Here is a 23,254-nt window from a genome sequence, read left to right on the forward strand (position 1 = left end):
CGCCGGGCGGAATCACCCGGGCAGGGAGTCCCCCATGTGACGGAGGATCTCGGCGGTGATGTCCTCGCGGTCGGCTGTGCCGTCGATATGGACCAGTTCGCTGCCTAGCTCCTCGTACGTGCGGGTGATCGACTCGACGCGCTCGGCCGACTTCTCCTCGTGCTGCAGGCGTTCGCCGTCGCGCTCCCGTAGACGCCGCAGCAGCTCATCGGTGGGAAGCTTCAGGTAGAAGGCGTGATCGGGCCGCGGGATCCCGTTGTTGATGGTGGCCAGGAACCGGAAGTCGACACCACGGTGTACGAAGACACCGAAGGTGGCGTACACGTAACGGTCACAGATCACCACTGCACCCCGCTCCAGGGCGGGATTGATCACTTCCATGACATGACGGTGGCGGTCGGCTGCGGCCAACAGCGCCAGGATGCGGGCCGTCTCGGCGGAGCCGCCCTGACCGTGGAATACCTGAACCTCGGCCAACTGCCGATACCAGTCGGAAGGCTGGCGGGTCTCCACTACCTCACGGCCCTGCGCACGCAATGCCTCCGCGACCCGTTCGATCTGGGTGGTCTTCCCCGAGCCGTCGAACCCGACGATCGAGACGAGCAGTCCCTTGTCGGTCCGCTCGGGCCCGAAGAGCTCCGCCAACGCTGCATCGTCGACCCTGCGTTCCTGCATGTTCCGTCCTTCTCCTAGCCGAATCATCGTCATCACACGCGGCTCTCGGCCGCCTCCACGCCGGTGCTCCGGCGCAGCGACCGCACCCGGTCCATCAGGGCCGACACCCGGGACTCGTCCACCGGGTTGGCGGGCACTCCGTCTACCTTGAAGTAGCTGCCCACGATGAAGCCGTCGGCGGCGGCGAAGACCGCCGGCAGGTTCTCCGGAGTCACACCGCTGCCGACCAGCAATGGGGCGCCGGTTGCCGCACGTGCCGTCAAAAGGTCCGCGGGCCGGGTCTCCACGCCGGTGAGTTCTCCCGACACGATGATCCCGTCCGCACGCTGGGAGAGATCCCGGACCTCAGTGGCGAGGTCGCTGTAGACGAACGGCTGTGAGTGCTTGACCCGGGCGTCGGCGAAGATCGCCACGTCGCTCTCCAGGGCCCGGCGCTGTCGCAGCGTCTCGTGTGCGTTGCCGGTCAGGATGCCCTGCTCGGAGAGCACCGCGCCGACGTGCACGTTGACACGGATGAAGGCGGCGCCGGTAGCGGTGGCGATGGCGAGCGCCGCGGAGGCGTCATTGCGCAGGACCGCGACACCCGTCGGAACGGTGGACATGCGGACGATCTCGCGGGTGACACCGGCGAGCGTGGCCGTGGTCTCGACGGGGACGGACTGGGGGTGGAACGGCGCGTCACGGAAGTTCTCGACGATCAGTGCGTCGACTCCGTGCCGCAGGAAGATCTCGGCGTCGGAGAGCGCAGATTCGTAGAGATGGTCGATCCGCCCGCCGTACCTCGGTGACCCGGGGGTGGGAGGCAGGTGCACGCAGGCGATGACGGCCTTCTCGGGAAGCGTGAACATCAGCACGCCCCCTGGATCTCCCGCAGGATGCGCTGCGCCGCCTGGCGGGGGTCCGGCGCGTCATACACGCTTCGGCCCACGACGAGCAGCGACGAGCCGCCCGCAAGCGCCTCGGCGTGAGTGCCCGTCCGCTTATGGTCGTTGTCGCTTGTTCCCGGCGAGCGGGTTCCGGGCGTGACATAGAAGAAGTCGTCCGGAAGCTCCGCCTGCATGCGCCCGATCTCGGACGGGGCGCACACGATGCCGTCGAGACCGGCTTCGGCGGCGAGCAGGGCCCGGCGACGGACCTCCTCCTCGACCGAGCCGCTCACGTTCAGGTCGCCGTTGAGCGTCTCGCGGTCGACGCTGGTCAGGAGCGTCACCCCGACCAGCTTGGGACGCTCCACGCCCAGTTCGGCGGCAGTCCTGTCCGCGGAGGCCACCGCGGCCCGCATCATCTCAAGGCCACCTGCGGTGTGCAGAGTAACGATGTGGGCCCCCAGCCGGGTAACGGCCTGGCCGTAGCCGGCGAGGGTGTTGGGGATGTCATGGAGCTTGAGGTCCAGGAAGAGCTTGACGTCCCGGTCAAGGATCTCTTCTACGAGGCTGGGGCCGTGCAGGGTGAAGGCGGAGTTGAGCTTGAAGTACCCGATGAGGTCCTTGAGCTCGTCGACCAGCCGCAGAATCTCGGAGCGGTCCGAGAGGTCCAGTGCCAGACACAGGCGTTCGCGACCGTCCGGATGGGGGGCCTTGGGAGGTGTTGTCATTCCATGTTCCTGTCTTGATGGGACGCCGCAACTACCGCTGGTCGCCGACCAGGATGCTGCGAAAGATGTGGGTGGCCGCGCCGAGTTCATCGAGGTCGATCGCCTCGACGTCGGCGTGCGAATAGCGGGCGTCGCCGGGCCCGAAGACCAGGCTCGACTGGCAGAACTCGGCCAGGACGCCGGCTTCGCTGCCGTAGGAGAAGCTGTCCGGTTCGCAGGCTCCCGTCACGTTCTTCACCGCCGTGAAAAACTCGGAGACCAGGGACGAGGCGGGAGACACCTCGTTGGGAGGTGACACGAAGGCAAGCGGGTCCAGGACGAAGTCCACCTGCTGAGGCAGCAGTTCGCGCAGATCGTGCTCGACGCGGGCAACGAAGTCCTCACCGCTCGAACCGGGCAGGAAGCGTGCGTCGAACCACACCACCACCTCGGTGGCTCCGAGGTTCATACCTCCGTCGCTCTCCAGTCGGGTGACCACAATGGTCGGTGAACCCAGGTCGGGGTGGCTCGGCCCGGTCCCGAGGCGCCCGTTGACCCGCTCCAGGGCCCGCACCAGTTCGGCCGCGGACCCCACTGCCGTCGCGCCGTGAGGATAGGCGGCGTGGATCTTCGGGCCGCGCACCCGGAAGGAGCCCCGCACAATCCCCTTCTGCGCGACGACGGGCACGAGGCCCGACGGCTCGCCCGTGATGCCCAGCGTCGGGCGCATGCCGTGGGTGGCCAGTGCCTTGGCTCCCAGGATCAGGCATTCCTCGTCGACCGTCGCAGCCAGATAGCACTCGCGCCTGTTGGGCACGGTTGCCACCTGCAGGAAGGCCGTCATCATCGCGGCAAGCGATCCCTTGGCGTCCGCGCTGCCCCGGCCGTACAACGTACGGCCCTCGCCCACCGGCTGGTATCCCGCACGCGGGCCGCCCGCCGGGTAGGTGTCCATGTGGGCGCTGAGCAGCACAACCTCGTCGTCCGCGTCGCCGGCGCGCGTCAGGTGGGCGATCACGTTGCAGCGCCCGTCGACTACCTCCTGCATCTCCACGGAGATGCCCGCGGAGCGCAGGCGGCCGGCCACGAAGGCAGCCAGATCTGCCTCGTGTGCGATTCCGTCCGAGCCCGGAAGGAGCGGGTTCACGCTCGGTATGGCGATCAGTTCGTGGAGGAGTTCCTCCGCGTCCACGGCGCAAGCCAGAACGTGAGGGTGCAGCCCCGCCGCGCGGTCATTGGCAGCGCGAAAGGCAGCGAAGACCTCCTGTCCCAGAGGGCTGAAGATCTCTGCAGCGTGACGGCCGATCAGTTGAAGATCGCGCCGGTGACGCCGGGCCACCGTGGCGAGGTGGCGCTGAAACGCTGACCGCTCCTCATCGTTGGCGAGGCCCGTCTCCAGCACACCGAGAACGATGTGGTACTCCATGTGCTCCGTGAACAGACCGTGGAACGCGCCGTACACATCGCGCGGATCGTCCTGCCCCAGCAGGTCTGACAGCGAGGTATCTGGGTCCACACACAGGAAGTCGCCTCGGTTCAGCGTCGCCTCGCTGAAAAGCACGTGTCCGCCCTGATGCACGAGCTCCTCAACGAAGTACTCCGCGCCGGCTGTCTCGGGGACGTTCAGGAAGATCAGGCCGTGCATGCCCAGAGCGGCGAAGGACTCGGCCGTCGGATGCCGGAAGAGGAAGATCCCTCGCAGTGATTCGGTGAGAGCGGCGTGGTAAGAGGGACTCACCAAGGCGATCAGGTCCAGCGCCCGTGAGATGTGCGGCAGATGAGCGTGGACGTCAGTGACAACGGACAGTTCCTCGTACCGGTCGACGTGGAGCCGGAGGAAGCCGTCGAGGACGGGGTCCAGCCTGTCGACCAGCTCCATACTCGTGCCGGGCACCAGGGAGCTCGCTTCGAGCCCGTACACCGTGTCTGGGGTGCCCCCGGGCTTCGTCGTGAGGGTGCGGCCGTCGGCGTCGTAGTTCACCAGGAGCTCGGCGGAGTTCTGGTCCGTCGTGCAACGGCCGAGCCCTGGGAGGAAGGCGACCCCGTCTGTATCGGTGCGAACGGAGAGCGTGCTGCTTCGGTCCGGAGCCGCCGCAAGGAGGAGCTGATCGGCCGTCATGGACGGGAAGCCGCCGAGCACCAACTGGCTGTAGAGCCGTGGTTCGAAGAAGGCCTCGGCAGGCGCGCTCCCTAGCGCGGCGTGGTCGGGCTCCTGCTGGGCGCACAACGTCCGCATGGTTTCGGCGAGTTCTTTCCGTGCGTCACGGCGCTTTGCGCCGAGCAGCCCGTCAAAATCCATGTGTCCAGGTGTATTCATGGACGAAGCCCCCTCGTTCTCAGTCTCTTTCGGTACCGACGGCGAGAGCCGGAACACCGGGCTCGCATACCTCCGCGCCGCAGCTACCGCCACCAGGACGTGCCAGCCAGGATCAGATCGCGTTCCCGTGGAGTGAGCTCATGCCACCGCGTGTCGCGGTCGTCCCCTGAACGCGCGACGGCTAGCGGCGTTCGCACATCCAGCAGGGCATCCGCGCCGGATTCCTCGGGAATTGGCACATGCATGAAGGCTGGCCTCCAGGACTCTCTCCGGCATCGGCACCATTAATCTGCATGACGGAATTGTGTGCCATAAAGAGATGCCTTACATGAGTGGCGATATGAGACCACCGGATCCGTGTCTCCTCCCATTCTTAGCTGTGCAGGAAGGGGGGCGCCAGGCTTACGGCTGGCGCATTCGTGCCACGCGCACCGGACAGCCATCTCGGGATCTGCGGTCGGCATGGCAAGAAAATGCCTTGGCAACTTTGCGCCGTGGAGAAGTGATGACACACGCCGATTCGCCGTGCCAGGATGCAGCGCATCGAGATCGGTCGGCCAGCCCAATCGGCCTCGAATTCCCAATCGCATGCCTCTGAGCATGGAACCAAAATGGAGATAAACATGAACGCGGATGTTCTTCGTCAGCTGTCCACCGGTGCCGTGAAGCGCGGATGCCAGAACTGCGGTAAGTAACCCGCTCGCAGGTCGCGGCGGTCTTGCCTGGTGCGGGCCGCTGCGACTCTGCGCTGCGTGATTGTCACAGAATTCCTCGCTCGACGGCCCGCTGGCCGAGCTGAAATCTGCTCCGGGCGTTCAGGGAATCCGAGAGTTTCGTAAGCATGCGCCGCTCGGTGCGCAAGGAGACGCCGAGCTTCCGGGCGGCCGCTTCGTCCGTAAGTCCTTGTCCGAGCAGCCGCAACAGCTCCTGCTCCTGCGGGGTGATCGATGTGTGGCTGCATCCCGTGCCCGCGAGCGGAGTGGCCGATGCCCACATCCCCTCGAAGACTGAGCACAGCGCGGTGACCACGGCCGGCTCCTCGGTAACCAGCGCAGCCTTCGCGAAGTCCTCCTCGTGGAACTGCACCAGCGCCACTCTGCGGTCTGCGATGTGCACGCGGAACGCCAGGTAGGGAATCGTCCGGATTTCCGCGCCGCTCCTGGCCGGGTCCTGCGGGCCGAGTGTGGGGTCAGGATCGCGGCGAATCTGGTCAGAATAGATTGCCTTGACGTGGACCGAGGGAGCCAGCAGTTCCCTGGCCAGTGAATCAGCCATCGCGCTCCCCATCCCCCTCTGCGACCCATCAGGGATGAGGGACAGGGTTTCCCGCTCTGTCATTCGCATCAGTTCGGTCAGGTATACATGTGTGGCCGTCGCCCCATCGAGACACCAGGTCTTTTTGCCATTGCGGTTACTGCCTGGCCTCCGAATTCCATCGGTCGGGAAATTCGACGAAGGGGCGGCGGAGGGAATCTTCGGGATGACCTCCAGGTCTTCGTAGGGCGACCCTCCGTGCATATGGCCGAGAGCCTGTTTCGCAGATTCTCTTACCTCCTCAAGAGGCATCATGGCTTCCCCCATAATGTCTGACACCACGGTGCGGCATCTCCCGTTTTCTCACGCAGGCGCAGCGTGCCCGGCCCCCGCCGAGCACGCCTGTGGTCAGAGGCGGTTTTCCACCTGATCGGGCCCAATGGCCCCGCTCTCACTGCCGGCCTGCCCGCCGAAGCCGAGTTCAGCAGAGAGATCTCGCGCAGCGGTCAGGACGGTCTGCACGGCGCTGGCGCGATTCAGAGGGTCGCGCATCCGGCTGCCGGCCGCGGCGAGCGTGACACTGGCGGCAACCGCGCCGGTAGAAGTGAAGATCGGCGCGGACACCGCCCATACCCCACGGTCGAGTTCGTCGTCGCAGACGTCGTAGCCGCGGGCACGTACTTGCGCGAGGTGAGCCAAGACGTCATCGACGGTGACCGGGGTCTCCTCGGTGAACTTGGTGAGTTCCCGCCGGGCGAGCAACGCGCGTGTCTCTGCCTCGGAACGGTAGGCAAGCAGCGTCCGACCCGAGGCGGCGGCATGCAGCGGCATCTCCTGGCCGATACGGACGAACAGGCGCAGCGGGTGGCACCCCTCGGACAGGGCCACGCACACCGCCTTGCCACCAATGAGCTCGGTCAGGAAGACCGTCTCGCCACTGGTCTCTGCGGCGGAGACCACGGCACGGTGCGGAGTGACAAGGAGAGCCGACTGGTGCTGATTCTGCTCAGCAAGCTGGCGGGCTATCGGACCGAGGAAGTAGCGTCGATTCACCTCGGAGCGTGTGACGAAGTCTTCCTTGCCGAGCGTGACGAGAAGGCGGTGCAGGCTGCCCGTAGGGATTCCCAGTTCGTCGTGCAGCTCCTGGAGCGTGGCTCCCTTCGACTTCGGTGCCAGCGCACGTAGAACCTGCAGCGCTCGGATGACAACTTGCATGGAAGATCCCCCTCGCTCGTCCAGCCCGAACCGGTCCGGGAAGCCGGACAGCGTTCGTTGGAACTCGCGTCTCCGCAGCGCGACATTCACGTTGTGGAGAGGGGTAAGCGTCTTCCTGCCATCCCTGGGGAGTCTGGCCCAGGTAAGTAGTGCTGCCAGCAGGCGAACCTACCTACCCCGTCTCGCGGTCAGAGTGACTATGCGGTAGAGCGTTTCCGGCAGTCAAGGGTCTCCGATCAGGGGGCCTAATCAGTGGGAGTCACCGAGACTTTGCAGTTCAGAGGCATTCTCCCCGCTTCTTCCGCACGGTGGAGAAATCTGGCGGCTAGCCTTCCGCCTCACGGAAGCTCCCGGAGGGCGATGTGACGTGGATCATGCTGCCTTGGGTAGGGCGGGATGCAGCTGGGAACGGGACTCTGAACCAACGGTTCTGGCCTACTCGCTGCAATGTCGGCCGGCGAGTTCGACCGTGAAGACGTCGGGTAGAGAAAGGGTGGGAGAGCGTCGGATCAAGGGCTGGGCCCCCACCTGGACCCACCTGCGACGACTGTAAGTAGTGGCCATCTCCGCGGCTACGAAATCAGGCTCGTCAACATCTCCGCCTGGCGCCTCGTCGAGCTCACCCCGTCATCGTGCCGACCGGACCCACCCGGCCCCACGCCGTGGTGGCCACTCTGCAACAGCAACCCCACCGAATGGGATTGACGAAATCCGTCTGCGGCCGAGCCCTGCGCATCATCCAGGCACTTGTGCTACCGAATCAGGGGGCCATACGGCAGTACTCGGCCCCACTCAAGACGCTCCCCCCACCCCGCCACCACCGAAAGGCGGCACCGCACTTCACCGTCACCGCCCACGGCGAATGCTTCGGCTCCCTCGAACAGGATCGGAGCCCAGAGTCGGTCCCTGACGGCCTCAAGTTCGAGGCATTCACGAGGACAAGTGTGTTCGGTCGATGCCAGGTTGAACCAATCTGACCTCGTAGGCAGATTCGGACTCCTGGAGCTCACTCCAGCCTTACCGAGCCGGGCACCCGCTTCGATCATCTCCGTACCGCTCTGTACAGACGCCCATATCCACTGGCGTCCGGCCAAGGGGACCCCCAGGAGCAGACATACCCGACCCAACACCCCTGCCGACCTGCACAGCATCCCGCTACTGCGTTCAACCTCTGGATGACGTGCGCACCGAGACATCGAGTCCGCAAAGACATGGGGTCGGCTAAGGCCGTCAAGGGGGCGAGCGGGAGCACGGCCCCTTGACGTGTATTCGGACAAGGGGCGAACAGCGCGACCCCTTGCCCCGTGCACCAGACCGGGCAGCGGAGATTCCCCGTGGGAGCAACCTGATCGGGTGACCATCCGTCACCCCTCGGTTGACATCGCTCCCAGACTCCCGCTCCCTGGGAGCAAAGGGAGCGGCTCCCCGCTCCCAAAATCGCTCCCAAACACGAAGTAGGGGCCATCCGAAGATGACCCCTACCTGCGACGTTTCCGTCGGGACGACAGGATTTGAACCTGCGACCCCTTGACCCCCAGTCAAGTGCGCTACCAAGCTGCGCCACGTCCCGATGCCCGTGTGACCTGGGGTTTTTCCCTGGCCGAACGTGCACCGAAACAATACCGCACTCGGAGGCGTGATCGCTCACGCCTTTTGTGGCCTGTTGACCTCAAGTGGACTTTAGGTTGCACGCTCTGTGGCATGACGACGACAACGGAACTCGGGCACACATACGGATACACAGACCTGCCCCGCCTCATGGGGCGGATGACGGGGGACGAGAAGCACGGGCCCGCCGCGACGTCGACCCTTGATGCGCTCTGGGTTCTGTACGACCGGGTGCTCAGGGTCACACCCGAGCGGGTGGACGATCCGGGGCGCGACCGGTTTCTGCTCTCCAAGGGGCATGGGCCCATGGCCTACTACGCCGTCCTCGCCGCCAGGGGCTTCTTTCCCGTCGGCTGGCTGGAGGGGTTCGGGGCGTACGACTCCCCGCTGGGGCACCACCCGGACCGGGAGCTCGTGCCGGGGGTCGAGATCGGGAGCGGGTCCCTGGGGCACGGGCTGCCGCTCGGTGTCGGGACGGCGCTCGGGCTCGGCGCTCGCGGGATCACCGGCGCCGCCGTGTGGGTGCTCGTCGGGGACGCCGAGCTGGACGAAGGCAGCAATCACGAGGCCATCGCCTTCGCCGGGCCCGCCGGGCTCGAACGGCTGCACACCGTCGTGATCGACAATGCCTCCGCCCGGCATGCCAGGCCCGGCGGCATCGCCGCGCGCTTCGAGGCCGCCGGGTGGTCCGCCGAGACCGTCGACGGGCGTGACCACGACGCGCTGTACGCGGCGTTCACCGCGCCCCATCCGGGGCGGCCCCGCGTGGTCGTGGCTCGGGTCGAGCCCAAGAGCTCGCCTGCCTGAGCATCCGCCTGCGGATCGTCGGGCCCGTGCCGAGTGCCGAGTGCATTTGCCGGACCCTCTTTATTGGACTTCTGTTGGAGGTTTTCTGTCATGGACACCATGCGTGATCGTTTCGGCCCCGTCGTCTCGCGGCTGCTCGACGAGGATCCGCGCGTCGCCGTCGTCCTCGCCGAGATCGGCGCGGACGCGTTCACTCAGGCGCGGCGCAAGCACCCGGACCGGGTGATCAATGTCGGGATCCGGGAGCAGCTGCTCGTGGGTACCGGCGCCGGGCTAGCCCTGGCCGGGTTGCGGCCCGTCATGCATACCTTCGCCAGCTTTCTCGTGGAGCGGCCCTTCGAGCAGGTGAAGCTGGACTTCGGGCATCAGGGTGTGGGCGGTGTGCTGGTCAGTGCCGCCGGCTCCTTCGACTGGCCCGCCGGTGGCTTTACGCACATGTCGCCGGGCGATGTGGCGCTGCTCGACACGCTGGACGGCTGGACCGTGCATGTGCCGGGGCACCCGGACGAGGCCGAGACGCTCCTCCGGCACGCGATCGCCGCGGGCGACGACAAGGTGTACGTCCGGCTCTCGGTGCAGTCCAACGTCCGGGGACTGCCGGTCGACGGAGCGCGTTTTCGTACCGTGCGCGAAGGGCGCGGCGGGGTCGTGATCGCTGTCGGGCCGATGCTGGACAACGTGCTCGCCGCGGGTGAGGGCCTCGATCTCACCGTGCTGTACGCGACCACGGTGCGGCCCTTCGACGGCGAGGCGCTGCGGCGCGCGACGGGGGCGGGGGCAGCCGCCGATGTCGTGGTGGTCGAGCCCTATCTGGCCGGGACCTCCACCGCCGCCGCCAACGACGCCCTCGCCGATGTGCCGCACCGCGTGCTCGGGCTCGGGGTCGGCCGTGCCGAGCTGCGCCGCTACGGGCAGATCGACGAGCACATCGCCGCGCACGGGCTCGACGTCCGGTCTCTGCGGGAGCGGATCACCGGGTTTCTGGGGGCGCGGCAGGGGCTTCCGTACAGCCTCGTATAGCTCCGTCGTGACCTGTTGTCGGTGTAGGGGTAGGCAGGCTCTCCGGTCGTATGGTCGGTGATTCGCCTGTTGGGCCACCGGCCGATACGGGTGCTCTCCCGTCTACCCGGACAAGGCCGCGTATCGCCGGTACGGAGAGCAGGGCCAGGCAGACCACCAGCGTCGTCACGGCGCCCGTGAGCAGGACCTGCTCGGCGCCGAAGGCGCTCGCGGCGGGTCCTGCGAGGGCCTGGCCGACCGGCAGCAGGGCGATCGACCCCGCGACGTCGTAGGCGTGTATGCGGTTGAGGACGTCGGGCGGCACCTGGGTCTGGACGCTCGTGGCCCACATGACGCCCCAGAAGGAGAGCCCGGCGCCCGCGATCGCGGCGCCCGCCGCCATGAGCGGGACGCCGAGCTGGGCGCCGACGGCCGCCGGGAACGCGCAGTAGCCGATCAGGGCCATGGAACCGGCCCGGAGCATGCGGCGGGGGCGCAGGCGCAGGGCCACCAGGCCGCCGAGTACGGTGCCGGCGCCCAGGGCGGAGTTCACCAGGCCGTACGCGCCCGAGCCGTGCTCCTGGACCACGAGCGTCGCGACCAGCGGCGTCAGCGGGCCCGTGGTCGTGATCATCAGGACGCAGAAGATGGCGATGACGCCCCAGAGCCAGGTGCGGGACCTGAACTCCCGCCAGCCCTGCACCAGATCGGCCCGGAAGCCGTTGCTGTGCGGGAGCGAGCCGGGCGGTGCGGGCGGCAGCCTGAGCAGCACCAGGCACAGGGCACTCAGTCCGTACGTTCCCGCGTGCGCGGCGAAGACGGCGCCGGGTGAGGCGAAGGCCACGAGGATGCCCGCGACGGCCGGTCCCGCCAGGGCCGCGGCCGACTCGGCCACGCGTATCGCGCCATTGGCCTTCTGGACGTCGACGGCCAGACGCGGGACCGTGCTGGCGACGCCCGGCTGGAAGAGAGCGCCCGCCGCGCCGTTGACCGCGCCGATCACGCAGATCTGCCAGAGGACGACGTGGCCGGAGAAGAAGAGGGCCGCCGCGATCGACTGTGTGCCGAGCCGGACCACGTCGGCGCCGATCATCAGGAGGCGGGTGCTGAACCGGTCCGCGAAGACCCCGCCGAAGATCACCAGGCCCGCGAAACAGACCGTCGTCGCGGCCATCGCGAGCCCGACCGCGCCCGCGCCGTGCCCGTGCTGCAGCAGTCCCGCGGCGAGCGCGACGGGCAGCATGGTGTCGCCGAGTTTGGCCACGGTGCGCGCGCCGAAGAAGAACCCGAAGTCCCTCGACCAGATGCTCCTGCGGTCCTCGGTCAGCGGGCCCCCGCGGTCCGCCTCTGCTGACCGCGGCACGGCCTTGCTCCCGTGTGTGTGACCGCCTGCGCGGCCTCGTGTGTGATCCGCTGCGCGGCTATGACCGTCTGTGCGGCCGCGTGTGTGACCCTCTGCGCGACCGGCCTCGCGACCTGCCTCGCGACCTGCCGGCACGCGGCGCCCGCCCTGCTGCCGCTCCACCCGCTTCCGCGCAGGCCCGTCCTCGTCCATCCCGTCCTCTGACGGCACCCCTGTCCCCTCCCCCGGCGGCAGCGCGGGCCCGTCGTCCCACGGACCCCCGCCCTCCACCCTGCCTGGATCATGCCACGGCCCACTGACAGCGGCCGGGCCGATCCGTTCAGCTCGCGGGCGGGAGCCCCAACTCCGGGTAAGCGTCGAGGAGTCGGGTGGGAGCGGCCTGGCGCCAGGAGTCGGCGAGGATGTCCTTCAGTTCGGCCGTGTCGAGGGCCGAGAGCCGGGCCCGCACCCAGGCGAACATCGCCTCGTGGTCGGCGATCCAGAACTTGTCCGGCTCCGCGAGGACCAACTCGTCGCGCTCCTCCTTCGGGCAGCGCACGGCGATGGACGTCTCGTCCTCGGGGAGCGTGGCGAACATCTTTCCGGCCACCCGGAAGGTGGGCATGCTCCAGGCGATCTTCTCCGTCGTATCCGGCAGGGCCAGTGCGATACGGCGTACATCATCACCCGTGACCTGGGCCTTGGCATGAGCTCGAGACATGCGGAGAACGGTAGCCAACGCCACTGACAGCGGCCTCCCGGGCAGCGTTCACGGCCCGCCGCGGTACGGCGAAGACGAGGGTCAGGTGGCGAGAGCCCAAGCCTTCGGGTTGCCCGGCATGCCGTCCTTCGCGGTTCGGCCCTCGCACTGCCCGCAGGCGGTGTGCCGCGCACAAGCCTGTGGTCGCGCCGGGCCACCCTGAGCCCTGCGTGCGGTCAACCAGACGGCAATATAGGCAGGTCCGGTCGTGATCACGGCTACGGCGATCTCGGTCAAGGCCATCGGTCTCACCCCCCGGGCATACTGTCGCGTCCATATCATTTTAGAGGCGGGGGGTGTTGACGGCTAAGCAGTTAGCCGAGAAGGGGGAACTGAGGCCGGATCAGGCTTGGTGCTTGGCTGGATGCGACTGCCGCGGCGCACCACTCCGGCCCCGCGGACACGGTGACTGGCCGGCCGCACCTCCGACACGACCACCGGCCGCCCCTCCGACACGGTGACTGGCCGGCCGGCCCTGCAATATGACTACCGGACACCCCTCCGACACAGCCACCGGAACAACGAGCTCGTCGCGTGTCACAGCACCCGCTTGTCCAGCCAGCTCCGCAGGTCCTCCTGGACCTCGTCCCTGTTGGTCTCGTTGAGGATCTCGTGGCGCGCCCCCTCGTAACCCTTCCAGGTCAGGTCGTCCAGGCCCACGTACCGGTAGTCCTCCAGGAGCTCATGGACCAGCGTCATACCCTGGTTGCAGGGGTCCTCGGTGCCGACAGCGATGTGCAGGGGCAGGTCCGCGGGGATCCTGGCGAGGTTCCGCGGGTCGTTCATCTTGCGTACCGCACGCACCCAGTCCAGGCAGAGCCCGGCGGAGAACGGGAATCCGCAGCGCTCGTCGGCGACGTACTCGTCGACCTCGGCCTCGTCGCGCGAGAGCCACTCGAAACCGGTGCGGTGCGGGTACGCATCGTTGAAGGCGGCGAAGAGCTCGGGAAGGTAGGAAGAGATTCCCTCGCGGCCGTTCTCGGCGATCTCGCGCTCCAGGCGGGCAATCGACTCCTCGATCCCGACCCCCGGCAGGGAACGGAAGGTTCCGGAGAGGATCAGGCCCGCGAGGCCGTCCGGGTACTCCTGGGCGTAGTCCCTTGCAAGGTGCGAGCCCATGCTGTGGCCGAGCAGGAAGAGCGGGGTTCCGGGGTGCAGGGTGCGCACCTGATCTCCGATCGCCTTGAGGTCGTCGACCATGGCGCGCCAGCTGTCGAAGGAGGACGCAGCCGCGGACGCGTCGGCGGACGTGCCCGTGACCCCGTACCCGCCGGTCGCCTGCGCCGTGGCGCCGTGCCCCCGGTGGTCGGAGGCGATCACTCCATAGCCGTGCTCGGTCAGATGGCGCGCGAACCGGTCATAGCGCAGGGCGTGTTCACCCGCGCCGTGCGCGATCTGCACGAACGCGCGCGGCCGGCCGCCGCCGGGCAGCCAGGTGTACGTGGCGACGGGGACGCCGTCCACCGCGTTCACGAGTCCGGCGGTGTACGCGGCGGGGGCGGGCGTCGAGGCGTGGTCAGACATTCGGGAGACTCCCCTGTACGGCTTCTCTGTGGCTTCCATACGCCCCCGTACGAATGCTGCCCCTCCCGGACGGCTTCCGCACGGCTGCGATTCCTGGCCCTGAAACCCTCCCCCGCACACGCGCCCTCATACCAGCGGGTCTGCCGGTAGCTCGCGGTGACTCCCTTCTCACGCCAGGCCCTTCCGACCCATTGACCCCCCGTCAGAGCGGAACCTACGCTGAGCAACGCGCGGGAGAAAGCGCTTTCTAGCCTCCCCACACCGAGGCCGGTTCACGCACCCCGCGCACCGCGCAACTCGCACTCACCGCACACCCGGCTACCGGCAGCCGTCCACCAGCCCAGCCCAGGGAGCGCCATGAGTTCCACGAGTCCCACCGCGCCCAGACGCGGCCCCGTCCGGCCGAGGCCCGGCCCCACCACGCCGAGCCCCTGGCTCGCGCTCGTCGCCCTGCTCGCCCTCGTCATCGGCCTCGCCCTCACCGCGCCGTCCCGCGCGACGGCACAGGCGGATCCGGAGCCGAAAGCCGCCGCAGCAGAGCCGTACCGCGTGCTGGTCTTCTCCAAGACCACGAACTCCCAGCACGAGTCGATCCCCGCCGGCGTCGAGGCCATCAAGAAGCTCGGCAGCGAGAACGGCTTCGAGGTGGAGGCCACCGACGACGCGGCCGCCTTCAACGATGCCAATCTCGGCCGCTTCCAGGCCATCATCTTCAACAACACCAACTCGACGCCCGAGACCGGCGATCTGCTCGACGCCGAGCAGCGCGCGGCCTTCCAGAAGTACGTCCGGGCGGGCGGCGGCTGGGTCGGCCTGCACTCGGCTTCGGCCAGCGAGCGTGACTGGACCTGGTACGAGGGTCTGGTCGGCGCGATCTTCGACAAGCACCCCGAGGTGCAGACCGGGCGGATCAAGGTGCTCGACCATGCGCACCCCTCCACCAAGGGCCTTCCGGAGCTCTGGGAGCGCAAGGAGGAGTGGTACAACTGGCGCACCAATCCGACGGGGAAGGTGCACACGCTCGCGCAGGTCAAGGTGCGTGACGGCGTTACCGGCCTCGACGAGGGTGTCGACCAGCCGTGGTCCTGGTGCCAGAACTACGACGGCGGCCGCTCCTGGTACACCGCGGGCGGGCACGACAAGACGGCCTTCCAGGAAGAGGGCTTCCTCAAGCACATCCTCGGCGGCATCGAGTGGGCCGCGGGCAACAAGCCGGGCGACTGCACCGCGACCAAGACCGGCGCCTTCCAGCGCACGCCGCTGGCCACCAACGACCTGGCCGACCCCTTCGAGCTGGCCGTCGCCCCCGACCGCCGGGTGTTCTTCATCCAGCGCACCGGCAAGCTCAAGATCATCGACCAGGAGACGCTGAAGGTCTCCACCGCCCTGGACTTCGAGTACACCCCCGAGATGACGAGCCAGTCGGACGGGCTGCTCGGTCTCGCGCTCGACCCGAAGTTCAAGGACAACCACTGGGTCTATCTCCTCAATTCCGACAAGACCGAGAAACGCATCAATCTCTCCCGCTTCACCGAAGCGGGCGGAAAGGTCGATCCGGCGACGGAGAAGCGGCTCCTGACCATTCCCACGCTGCGCGGTGAGGGCCGGGCGAACTCGCACATGGCGGGCTCGATCGCCTTCGACAAGAAGGGCGACCTCTACATCGCGACGGGTGACAACACCGATCCCTTCGCCTCGGACGGATTCAGCCCGATCGACGAGCGCGAGGGCCGCCGCGCCTGGGACGCGCAGGGCACCTCGGGCAATACGAACGACCTGCGCGGCAAGGTCCTGCGCGTCACGCCGAAGGACGACGGGACCTATTCCGTGCCGGAGGGGAATCTTTTCGCGCCGGGGACCGACAAGACCCGGTCCGAGATCTACGCGATGGGCATGCGCAATCCCTTCCGCATCACCACGGACCCGTTGAGCGGCGCCCTCCTGATGGCCGACTACGGGCCCGACGCGAGGGCGGCCGTCGCCGACCGCGGCCCCGAGGGCACGGTCGAGTTCAACCGCATCACCAAGGCGGGCAATTACGGCTGGCCCTACTGCGTCGGCAACAACACCCCCTTCAACGACTACGACTTCGCGACGAAGAAGTCGGGCGCGAAATTCGACTGCGCGAAGATCGTGAACGATTCGCCGAACAACACGGGCCTGCGGGAACTGCCGCCGGCACAGGCGGCGGATGTCTGGTACGCCTACTCCGCGTCCGCGGAGTTCCCCGAACTCGGCACGGGCGGCGGAGCCCCGATGAGCGGCCCGGTATACGACTACGACGCCGCCAACACGTACAAGACGAAGTTCCCCGAGTACTTCGAGGGGAAGTGGTTCAACTACGAGCTGACGCGGCAGTGGTTCAAGGTCTTCTCGATGCAGGAGAAGGACCAGACCTTCACCGACCCGCGGTTCGACCCGGCGAAGGCGGGCGATCTGAATTCGATCAACTCCATTTTCCCGGACATGAAGTGGAATCAGCCCTTCGACGCCGACTTCGGTCCTGACGGCGCGATGTACGTCATCGACTTCGGGCTCGGCAGCGGCACGGGCCGCGGCGGCAGCAACGAGGGCGCGGGCATCTACCGCATCGACTACGTGGCGGACGGACACCTGCCGGACGCCCGCGTGACGGCCACCCCGGACAACGGCGGCACCCCGCTGGAGGTCAAGTTCTCCAGTGAGGGGTCGGGGCTGCCGGACGGCAAGCCGGTGACGTACGCGTGGGACTTCGACGGCAACGGCACGACCGACTCGACCGAGGCCAACCCGACGCACACGTACACCAAGAAGGGGCTCTTCAGCGCGCGTCTGAAGGTGACGGGCGCTGACGAACTGAGCGGTCTTGCCGTGCAGGAGATCACCGTCGGGAACACCCGGCCCGTGGTGACGATCCAACAGCCGCCCAACGGCGGCACGTTCAGCTTCGGTGACACCATTCCGTTCAAGATCAAGGTGACCGACAAGGAGGACGGGAAGATCGACTGCAAGCGGGTCGTCGTCCAGTCCCAGCTCGGGCACGACGCCCATCTGCACCCGCTGGACAACTACACCGGCTGCGCGGGCGAGATCGTGACGGACGCCGGGGACAGCCACGGACCGGGCCAGAATCTCTACTACGGGATCACGGCCCAGTACGAGGACAAGGGTGCGTCCGGGGTGCCCGCCCTGACGGGTTCCTCGTCCCTGACCCTGCGCACCTCCTTCCGCGAGGCCGAGCACCGCACCGCCACCGGCGGGGCGCACGGCGGCGTGGACACCGGTGAGCGCGCGGACGCGTCCGGCGGGAAGCGGCTCATCGAGATCGAGGACGGCGACTGGGTCTCCTTCGACCCGGTGAACCTCAAGGGCGTCGACTCCGTGACGGTGGGCGCGTCTTCCGGCGGGCTCGGCGGTGACATCGAGTTCCGCGCCGGGTCTCCCACGGGCAAGCTGCTCGGCAAGGTGAGCGTGCCGAGGACCGGCGGCTGGAGCAACTTCATCTCGCCGACCGCACAACTGGCCCCGCAGGACGGCACGACGAAGCTGTACGCCGTCTTCACCAACCCCGAATGGTCCGCCGACAAGGAGGATCTCCTCAGCGTCGACTGGCTGCACTTCAACGGCCCCGGAGTCGAGAAGAAGACCGGTGCGAAGGTGACGGTCAAGGCAGCTCCGGCCGACGGCACCGCGCCGCTCGCCGTCAAGCTCACGAGCACGGTCAAGCTCCCCGAGGGCCGTACCGCGGCCTCGTACCACTGGGACTTCGGGGACAACGCCAAGCCCTCCGGCACGGAGAGCGGCAGCGCCGAGCACACGTACGCGCGGGCGGGGACGTACACGGCGCATCTGACCGTCACCGACGACAAGGGCGACACGACGACCGGCGCGGTCCGGATCACGGCGAAGTGAGGGGTCAGCCATGACAGCCATGAAGAGAACCGGACTGAACGGCAGGACGGCCGGCCCGAGCAGGACCAGGCGAGCCTTTCTCGGTACGTCGTTGGGGCTTGCGGCAGCCGTCGGTACCGCACTTCCCGCGCACGCGGGTGAGGCATCACGGTGCCGGCGCATCCCGCGCGGCGGCATCGGCATGCACCTCTACACGATGCGCGATGTCCTCGCACGGGACTTCGCGGGCACCCTGGAGCAGCTCGCCGACATCGGCTACGCCACGGTGGGCGTGAGCGGGCGGCACGGGAACAGCGCGGCCGACATCCGGCGGATGCTCGACGCGGTGGACCTGAAGGCGGTCCTCGAGCACGTCGCGTACGACACGCTCAAGGGCAGCGGCCTCCCGCAGGCCCTGGAGGATCTGCACACCCTCGGCGCGAAGTGGCCGGTGGTGCCGAGTCTGCCCGGCGCCATGCACACGCCGGACGGATTCCGGGAAGCGGCACGGCAGTTCAACATCATCGGGCAGGCCTCGCGCAATGCCGGCCTCGGGCCCGTCCTCTTCCACAACCACGGCTCGGATCATGTGGTGGTGGACGGCACGAGCCTGTACGACATCCTCCTGACCGAGACCGACCCGCATCTGGTCGGCTTCGAGCTGGACGTGTACTGGGCGGCGAAGGGCGGCGGCACGGATCCGGGACGGTACTTCGAACGTCATCCGCGTCGGTTCCCCGCGCTCCACGTGAAGGACATGGCGGCGGACGGCGGCTTCGCCGACGTCGGCTCGGGGACGCTGGACTTCGCCGCGATGTTCGACCACGCGCGCGTGGGCGGCGTCAAGCAGTGGCTGGTGGAGCACGACACTCCCGCCGATCCGTTCGCCACGGCTCGCAACAGTTACGCGTATCTGGCGGCGCTGCGGTACTGAGCCGGGCGCTGAAGGCGGTTCGCGCGTGCGGCCGAGCTCCCCGGCGGGGGCTCGGCCGCACGTGTCTTTCAGCCGGATTGGCCCACCTTCTTAAAGAAGGAGGGAGACGCCCACCTTCTTGAAGAAGAGGGTCGTCGGGTGGAGATTCCCCGCCGGATCGGCCGCGTAGTCCGGGATCGTCCCGGCCTCCGTCCAACCTCCGGACCGGTAGAGGGACTCGGCGGGGCTGCCGGTCTCCGTGTCCAGGACCAGGAGGGTCACGCCCGCCTCGGCCGCCACCTCTTCCGCCGTGGCCAGGAGGGTGCGGGCGAGGCCCTGGCCGCGCGCGGAGGCGTGCACCATCAGCTTGAGTATCTCGGCGCGGTGCCTGCCGTTGGGCTTGTCCACGAAGCCGAGGCTGACGGTCCCGGTGACCCGCTCGGCGTCGCGCGCGGCCCAGACGGCGAGCCGCCCGTCCGCCACCGCAGGGGCCAGGCCCCGCCACCAGTCGGCGGCGGCCGACCGGTCGAAGGGCGCGAGGAAGCCGAGGGAGGAGCCGCCGCCCACGACGTCGGCCAGCAGACCCCCCAAGTCGTCTGCGCACGCGGTGAGTTGATCTGCGGTGAGGCGGGTGACCGTCGCTCGTCCGGCCCTCATCGCGCGACCACCGCCAGGGCGTACCGCACGGCCCGCTCCCCCGGGCACCTGAACCGCGTCGCCCCCCAGACCCGGAAGCGCAGGCAGTCCCCGGTGTCCAGGGCATGCGCCTCGCCCTGCACGGTGACCTCAAGGGCTCCGTCGAGCACCCAGATGTGCTGTTCGAGGCCGGGCACGGGAGGCCGGTCGTAGGCGACGTCAGCGCCCGGTTCCAGGCGTCCCTCGACGAGTTCGCCGCGCAGTCCCGCGTGCGGCGGCGACACCGATCGCCGTACGAAGCCGGACGCGCTGTCGGTCCACACGCTCTGCTCGGCGGCGCGCACGAGCAGCGCGGGCTCGGCCTCCACCTCGCTCAGGAGCTGCGACATGGTGCGCCCATAGACGGCGCAGAGCCGGTTCAGGAGGGATGCCGTGGGGCTGATCTCCGCGCGTTCGGCCCGCGACAAGGTGGACCGGCTCACGCCGCTGCGGTCCGCCAGATCGCCCAGGGACCAGCCGTGTTCCGACCGCAGCTCGGCGAGGCGGCCGGCGAGCCGCTCGTCGACATCATCGCGTTCCATATTCGGCACGCTATCCCAGATATGAAACACGCGGCAATCGCCGGCCGCGTCGGTTCACGCCTCACTCGTGCGCCGACACCGCCCCCAGAAGCTCGCGGATACGACCGGTGGCCTCGCCGAACTCGGCTGTCGCCAGCGTCGTCGCGTAGGAACGCTCGGCGGGCAGGCCGACGTCGATGATCTCCGTGATCGTGCCGGGGCGGGGGCTCATCACGACGACACGGTCCGCGAGATAGACGGCCTCGGGGATCGAGTGGGTCACCAGGAGCACCGTGGTTCCCGTCTCGCGCCAGATCCGGTTCAGCTCGACGTTCATCTGCTCGCGGGTGAGCGCGTCGAGGGCTCCGAAGGGCTCGTCCATGAGCAGTACCGGCGGCTCGTGCAGGAGCGCGCGGCAGAGCGCGACGCGCTGCTGCATGCCGCCGGAGAGCTCGTGCGGATAGGCGTCCTCGAAGCCGCCGAGTCCCGTCATGCGGATCAGATCGTCGGCACGCGCGCGTGCCTCGGCTCCGGGGATCCCCCGCATCTCCGCCTGGAGCAGGATGTTGCGGCGTGCCGTGCGCCAGTCCAGGAGCGCGGCGCGCTGGAAGACGTAGCCGATGTCGCGCCGCGGCCCGCGCACCCGTTCGCCGCCGAGGAGCACCGTGCCCGAGGAGGGCGTGAGCAGCCCGGCGACGAGCTTCAGGAGGGTGGACTTGCCGCACCCCGAAGGGCCGACGATCGCCACGAACTCGCCCGGGCGGACGTCGAGCGAGACGTCCTGGAGGGCGGTGACGTCCTTCTTCTTCGTACGGAAGCGGACTGCGACGTCGTCCAGGCGCACCGCGGACGACTTCGCCTCCCCCGCCGGAATTCGTCGATCGTCGGTCATCTCAAGAGCCGCGTCCGTTTTGAGAGTCGCGTCCTTCGCCATTCCCCTGCCGCCCCTCAGCCCTTGATCCCCTTGGCCGCGTCCCAGTACTCCGCGACCGGCTTGGCCTCCTTGACCAGGCCTGCCTTCGAGAAGACGTCAATGGTCTGCTGCCAGTCCGCCTCGGTGTTGGCGCCGGGCGCCTTGCCTTCCGTGGCGTCGGTGTGCAGCAGGGTCAGCGTCGTCTTGAACTGCTCGGACAGCACGTCCTTGGGCGGCAGTTGCTCGGACGCGCCCTCCATCGAGGCGACGGCCGGCTCCGGGCTCTTCTCCGCGGCCGCCCAGGACTCGCTCACCGCGGCGGTCATGCGCTTGGCCAGGTCGCCGTTGCCCTGGAGGGTCTTGGGCCCGGCGATGAGGCCGTTGGAGTAGAAGTTGAGGCCGTTCTCGGAGAAGCGCAGATACGAGACGTCCTTCTTGGCCTTGTTCTGCATGGTGGGGCCCTGGTCGCTCGCGTACCCGAGCAGCGCGTCCGTCTTGCCGGAGATCACCGCGGCGATCTTGCCCGCCGGGTCGGTGTTCTGGACCTTGACGTCGGAGAGCTCCAGACCGTTCTTCTCCAGGAAGATCGGGAAGGTTTTGGTGAGCGCGTCGCCCGCCGTGCCCGCGATCATCTTGCCCTTGAGGTCGCCGGGCGCCTTGATGCCCTGCGCGTCGAAGAATTGCACGGAGGCGGGCGTCGTCTGCAGGAACACCCCGAGGCTCTTCACCTTGACGCCCTGATCGACGCCCGCGAGCACCGCCGGGGTGTCCGCCCAGCCGAAGTCGGTCTGCCCGGCGCCGGTGGCCTGCACGGTCTTCTGCGAGCCCTGGCCCGCCCTGATGTCCAGGTCGATGCCGTGCTTCTCGAAGATCTTCTGCTGCTTGCCGTAATAGAACGGCGCGTGTTCGCCGTAGGGATACCAATTGAGCGTCAGCGTCACCTTGTTGAGCTTCTTGCCTGAGTCACTGGTGCTCGTCTTGTCGTCATCGCCGCCGCAGGCCGTCGCGGTCATCGCGACGAGGGTCAGGGGGACGAGGCCGGTGAGCAGTCTGCGCGCGTGCATGGGCGGGCCCTTCTCGCGTACGTCGAGCGTCGGACATGGCGGGGTGGGTGCGCCGGCACCGCGTGGTGGGTGACAGTTGGCCGTGGTGGGTGACGTAGGCCGTGGTGCGGGTCAGTAAGGCATGGTGCGGGTCAGTAAGTAGTGGTGGCGGCCACGTCCCTGCGGCTCGCATGCCACGGCAGAAGCAGCTTCTCGGCGATCTCGACGATGACGAAGAGGACGACGCCGATGAGCGACATGACGAGCAGCCCCGCGAAGAGCATCGGGGTGTCGAGGTTTCCGTTGGCCTGGAGGATCACATATCCGAGGCCTTCGTTCGCGCCGACGAACTCACCCACGACGGCGCCGGTGACGGCCAGGGTGACGGCCACCTTCAGGCCGGAGAACAGGTGCGGCAGCGATGCCGGAAAGCGGATCTTGAGGAAGGTCTGCCAGGGCCGCGCGCCCATGGTGGCGGAGAGCTGGAGCATCTCCGGGTCGACGGCTTTCAGCCCGGTCACCATGGAGATGACGACGGGGAAGAAGGCGATGAGAACAGCGATCAGGATCTTCGGTGCGATGCCGAAGCCGAGCCAGACGACGAACAGCGGGGCGATCGCGATCTTCGGTACGACCTGGGCGAAGAGGAGGATCGGATAGAGCGTCTTCTCGACGGTCGTCGAGTAGACCATGACGACCGCGGAGAGAATGCCGACGGCCACGGCGATGACGAAGCCGAGCAGGGTTTCGTACGTGGTGACCCAGGTGTGCTGCCACAGGTAGTCGGGCTTGTCGAGGATCACGTCGAAGGTCGCACCGGGCGAGGGCACGAGGTATGCCTCGACCATCTCGGTGGCGGCGATCAGCCACCAGGCCCCGAAGCAGACGAGCAGCAGGACCAGCGGACGCCAGCTCTTCTCGGCCGCCTCGGCGGTACGTTGTCGCAGGGTGGGACGGCTTCGATCGGCAACGCCTGCCGTTTTGACGGGAGTTGCCTGCAGTGCGCTCTGGCTCACGGTGAACTCCCCTGGCATTCAGCGAACTTCGGAGTCAGTTGCGGAGCTTCGGTGGTACGGGCTTCAGTTTCAGTTGCAGCTTCGGTTCCAGCTTCGGGTTTCAGCTTCGGTGGTGCGGAAACCGCTTTCAGAAAGCGCTTTCTGGTAAGGTGTCCGCCACGCTAATGACTGGCTGACCGCAGGGTCAATAGGTCGGCTCGAAGTTTCGCGACGCGGGACGAGGGGGGCG

17 protein-coding genes, 1 tRNA gene and 1 pseudogene are annotated in these 23,254 nt (G+C 68.0%); 4 read left to right on the forward strand and 15 right to left on the reverse strand.

The genetic code is table 11. From position 1 onward, the window contains the following. Nucleotides 1-12 precede the first annotated feature (12 nt). The 7 genes and pseudogenes from tmk to ACWFR3_RS02065 all read right to left on the reverse strand — a co-directional run. Nucleotides 13-588, reverse strand: a pseudogene (gene tmk / locus ACWFR3_RS02035) (dTMP kinase); the annotation flags it as partial. Between the two features lie 119 nt (nt 589-707). Then, nucleotides 708-1,523, reverse strand: coding sequence for a BtpA/SgcQ family protein (locus tag ACWFR3_RS02040; RefSeq protein WP_453732574.1), 816 nt, complete (start codon nt 1,521-1,523; stop codon nt 708-710). After that, nucleotides 1,523-2,269 (reverse strand): orotidine-5'-phosphate decarboxylase, encoded by a 747-nt coding sequence (gene pyrF, locus ACWFR3_RS02045; RefSeq protein WP_453732575.1) that lies wholly within the window; start codon nt 2,267-2,269, stop codon nt 1,523-1,525. Before pyrF ends, ACWFR3_RS02040 begins: the two co-directional genes overlap by 1 nt. 31 nt (nt 2,270-2,300) lie before the next feature. Next, a complete protein-coding gene (locus tag ACWFR3_RS02050) occupies nt 2,301-4,547 on the reverse strand; it encodes a M20 family metallopeptidase (protein WP_453732576.1) in 2,247 nt (748 codons plus the stop codon). Between the two features lie 777 nt (nt 4,548-5,324). Beyond that, complete coding sequence (locus ACWFR3_RS02055) at nt 5,325-6,134, reverse strand: hypothetical protein (RefSeq protein ID WP_453732577.1); 810 nt, start codon at nt 6,132-6,134, stop codon at nt 5,325-5,327. Nucleotides 6,135-6,227: 93 nt separating this feature from the next. After that, nucleotides 6,228-7,034: an IclR family transcriptional regulator gene (locus tag ACWFR3_RS02060; protein ID WP_453732578.1), complete on the reverse strand. Its 807-nt coding sequence runs from the start codon at nt 7,032-7,034 to the stop codon at nt 6,228-6,230. 1,496 nt (nt 7,035-8,530) lie between these two features. Beyond that, nucleotides 8,531-8,604: transfer RNA gene (locus ACWFR3_RS02065), tRNA-Pro, on the reverse strand. 131 nt (nt 8,605-8,735) lie between these two features. Here ACWFR3_RS02065 and ACWFR3_RS02070 point away from each other — a divergent pair. Together ACWFR3_RS02070 and ACWFR3_RS02075 are read left to right on the forward strand one after the other, a co-directional pair. After that, a complete protein-coding gene (locus ACWFR3_RS02070; RefSeq protein ID WP_453732579.1) occupies nt 8,736-9,449 on the forward strand; it encodes a transketolase in 714 nt (237 codons plus the stop codon). A 90-nt stretch (nt 9,450-9,539) separates the two neighbouring features. After that, complete coding sequence (locus ACWFR3_RS02075) at nt 9,540-10,469, forward strand: transketolase family protein (protein ID WP_453732580.1); 930 nt, start codon at nt 9,540-9,542, stop codon at nt 10,467-10,469. Here the strand turns inward: ACWFR3_RS02075 and ACWFR3_RS02080 are convergent. The 3 genes from ACWFR3_RS02080 to ACWFR3_RS02090 form a co-directional block, all read right to left on the reverse strand. Next, on the reverse strand, nt 10,420-11,811 hold the full coding sequence (locus tag ACWFR3_RS02080; RefSeq protein WP_453732581.1) for an MFS transporter: 1,392 nt from the start codon (nt 11,809-11,811) through the stop codon (nt 10,420-10,422). The two genes, ACWFR3_RS02075 and ACWFR3_RS02080, sit on opposite strands and share 50 nt — an antisense overlap. Before the next feature lie 319 nt (nt 11,812-12,130). Further along, nucleotides 12,131-12,511: an MmcQ/YjbR family DNA-binding protein gene (locus ACWFR3_RS02085; RefSeq protein WP_453732582.1), complete on the reverse strand. Its 381-nt coding sequence runs from the start codon at nt 12,509-12,511 to the stop codon at nt 12,131-12,133. 576 nt (nt 12,512-13,087) lie between these two features. After that, nucleotides 13,088-14,074 (reverse strand): alpha/beta fold hydrolase, encoded by a 987-nt coding sequence (locus tag ACWFR3_RS02090; protein ID WP_453732583.1) that lies wholly within the window; start codon nt 14,072-14,074, stop codon nt 13,088-13,090. Nucleotides 14,075-14,431: 357 nt separating this feature from the next. Between ACWFR3_RS02090 and ACWFR3_RS02095 the strand changes: the two genes are divergently transcribed. Both ACWFR3_RS02095 and ACWFR3_RS02100 read left to right on the forward strand, forming a co-directional pair. Next, nucleotides 14,432-17,965 carry a ThuA domain-containing protein gene (locus ACWFR3_RS02095; protein ID WP_453732584.1) on the forward strand — a complete coding sequence of 1,178 codons (3,534 nt, stop codon included), beginning with the start codon at nt 14,432-14,434 and terminating at the stop codon, nt 17,963-17,965. 19 nt (nt 17,966-17,984) lie between these two features. After that, nucleotides 17,985-18,878, forward strand: coding sequence for a sugar phosphate isomerase/epimerase family protein (locus ACWFR3_RS02100; RefSeq protein WP_453732791.1), 894 nt, complete (start codon nt 17,985-17,987; stop codon nt 18,876-18,878). Between the two features lie 90 nt (nt 18,879-18,968). Here the strand turns inward: ACWFR3_RS02100 and ACWFR3_RS02105 are convergent, their stop codons facing one another. The 5 genes from ACWFR3_RS02105 to ACWFR3_RS02125 form a co-directional block, all read right to left on the reverse strand. After that, on the reverse strand, nt 18,969-19,514 hold the full coding sequence (locus ACWFR3_RS02105; RefSeq protein ID WP_453732585.1) for an N-acetyltransferase family protein: 546 nt from the start codon (nt 19,512-19,514) through the stop codon (nt 18,969-18,971). Further along, a complete protein-coding gene (locus tag ACWFR3_RS02110) occupies nt 19,511-20,074 on the reverse strand; it encodes a helix-turn-helix domain-containing protein (protein WP_453732586.1) in 564 nt (187 codons plus the stop codon). Before ACWFR3_RS02110 ends, ACWFR3_RS02105 begins: the two co-directional genes overlap by 4 nt. Before the next feature lie 61 nt (nt 20,075-20,135). Then, nucleotides 20,136-20,945, reverse strand: a complete 810-nt coding sequence (locus ACWFR3_RS02115) for an ABC transporter ATP-binding protein (protein WP_453732587.1) — start codon at nt 20,943-20,945, stop codon at nt 20,136-20,138. A gap of 56 nt (nt 20,946-21,001) precedes the next feature. Continuing rightward, nucleotides 21,002-22,030 carry an ABC transporter substrate-binding protein gene (locus tag ACWFR3_RS02120; RefSeq protein WP_453732588.1) on the reverse strand — a complete coding sequence of 343 codons (1,029 nt, stop codon included), beginning with the start codon at nt 22,028-22,030 and terminating at the stop codon, nt 21,002-21,004. A 131-nt stretch (nt 22,031-22,161) separates the two neighbouring features. Beyond that, complete coding sequence (locus ACWFR3_RS02125; protein ID WP_453732589.1) at nt 22,162-23,043, reverse strand: ABC transporter permease; 882 nt, start codon at nt 23,041-23,043, stop codon at nt 22,162-22,164. Nucleotides 23,044-23,254: the final 211 nt, after the last annotated feature.

The sequence above is a fragment of the Streptomyces sp. NPDC055189 genome (assembly GCF_053606765.1).

Excerpts from the sequence above, each read along its gene's own strand:
- ACWFR3_RS02070 (WP_453732579.1), top strand. The coding sequence starts at position 8,736 with ATGACGACGACAACGGAACTCGGGCACACATACGGATACACAGACCTG.
- ACWFR3_RS02120 (WP_453732588.1), bottom strand. The coding sequence starts at position 22,030 with ATGCACGCGCGCAGACTGCTCACCGGCCTCGTCCCCCTGACCCTCGTC.
- ACWFR3_RS02095 (WP_453732584.1), top strand. The coding sequence starts at position 14,432 with ATGAGTTCCACGAGTCCCACCGCGCCCAGACGCGGCCCCGTCCGGCCG.
- ACWFR3_RS02105 (WP_453732585.1), bottom strand. The coding sequence starts at position 19,514 with ATGAGGGCCGGACGAGCGACGGTCACCCGCCTCACCGCAGATCAACTC.
- ACWFR3_RS02055 (WP_453732577.1), bottom strand. The coding sequence starts at position 6,134 with ATGATGCCTCTTGAGGAGGTAAGAGAATCTGCGAAACAGGCTCTCGGC.
- ACWFR3_RS02050 (WP_453732576.1), bottom strand. The coding sequence starts at position 4,547 with ATGGATTTTGACGGGCTGCTCGGCGCAAAGCGCCGTGACGCACGGAAA.
- pyrF (WP_453732575.1), bottom strand. The coding sequence starts at position 2,269 with ATGACAACACCTCCCAAGGCCCCCCATCCGGACGGTCGCGAACGCCTG.
- ACWFR3_RS02125 (WP_453732589.1), bottom strand. The coding sequence starts at position 23,043 with ATGCCAGGGGAGTTCACCGTGAGCCAGAGCGCACTGCAGGCAACTCCC.
- ACWFR3_RS02110 (WP_453732586.1), bottom strand. The coding sequence starts at position 20,074 with ATGGAACGCGATGATGTCGACGAGCGGCTCGCCGGCCGCCTCGCCGAG.
- ACWFR3_RS02115 (WP_453732587.1), bottom strand. The coding sequence starts at position 20,945 with ATGACCGACGATCGACGAATTCCGGCGGGGGAGGCGAAGTCGTCCGCG.
- ACWFR3_RS02075 (WP_453732580.1), top strand. The coding sequence starts at position 9,540 with ATGGACACCATGCGTGATCGTTTCGGCCCCGTCGTCTCGCGGCTGCTC.
- ACWFR3_RS02060 (WP_453732578.1), bottom strand. The coding sequence starts at position 7,034 with ATGCAAGTTGTCATCCGAGCGCTGCAGGTTCTACGTGCGCTGGCACCG.
- ACWFR3_RS02090 (WP_453732583.1), bottom strand. The coding sequence starts at position 14,074 with ATGTCTGACCACGCCTCGACGCCCGCCCCCGCCGCGTACACCGCCGGA.
- ACWFR3_RS02040 (WP_453732574.1), bottom strand. The coding sequence starts at position 1,523 with ATGTTCACGCTTCCCGAGAAGGCCGTCATCGCCTGCGTGCACCTGCCT.
- ACWFR3_RS02085 (WP_453732582.1), bottom strand. The coding sequence starts at position 12,511 with ATGTCTCGAGCTCATGCCAAGGCCCAGGTCACGGGTGATGATGTACGC.
- ACWFR3_RS02100 (WP_453732791.1), top strand. The coding sequence starts at position 17,985 with ATGAAGAGAACCGGACTGAACGGCAGGACGGCCGGCCCGAGCAGGACC.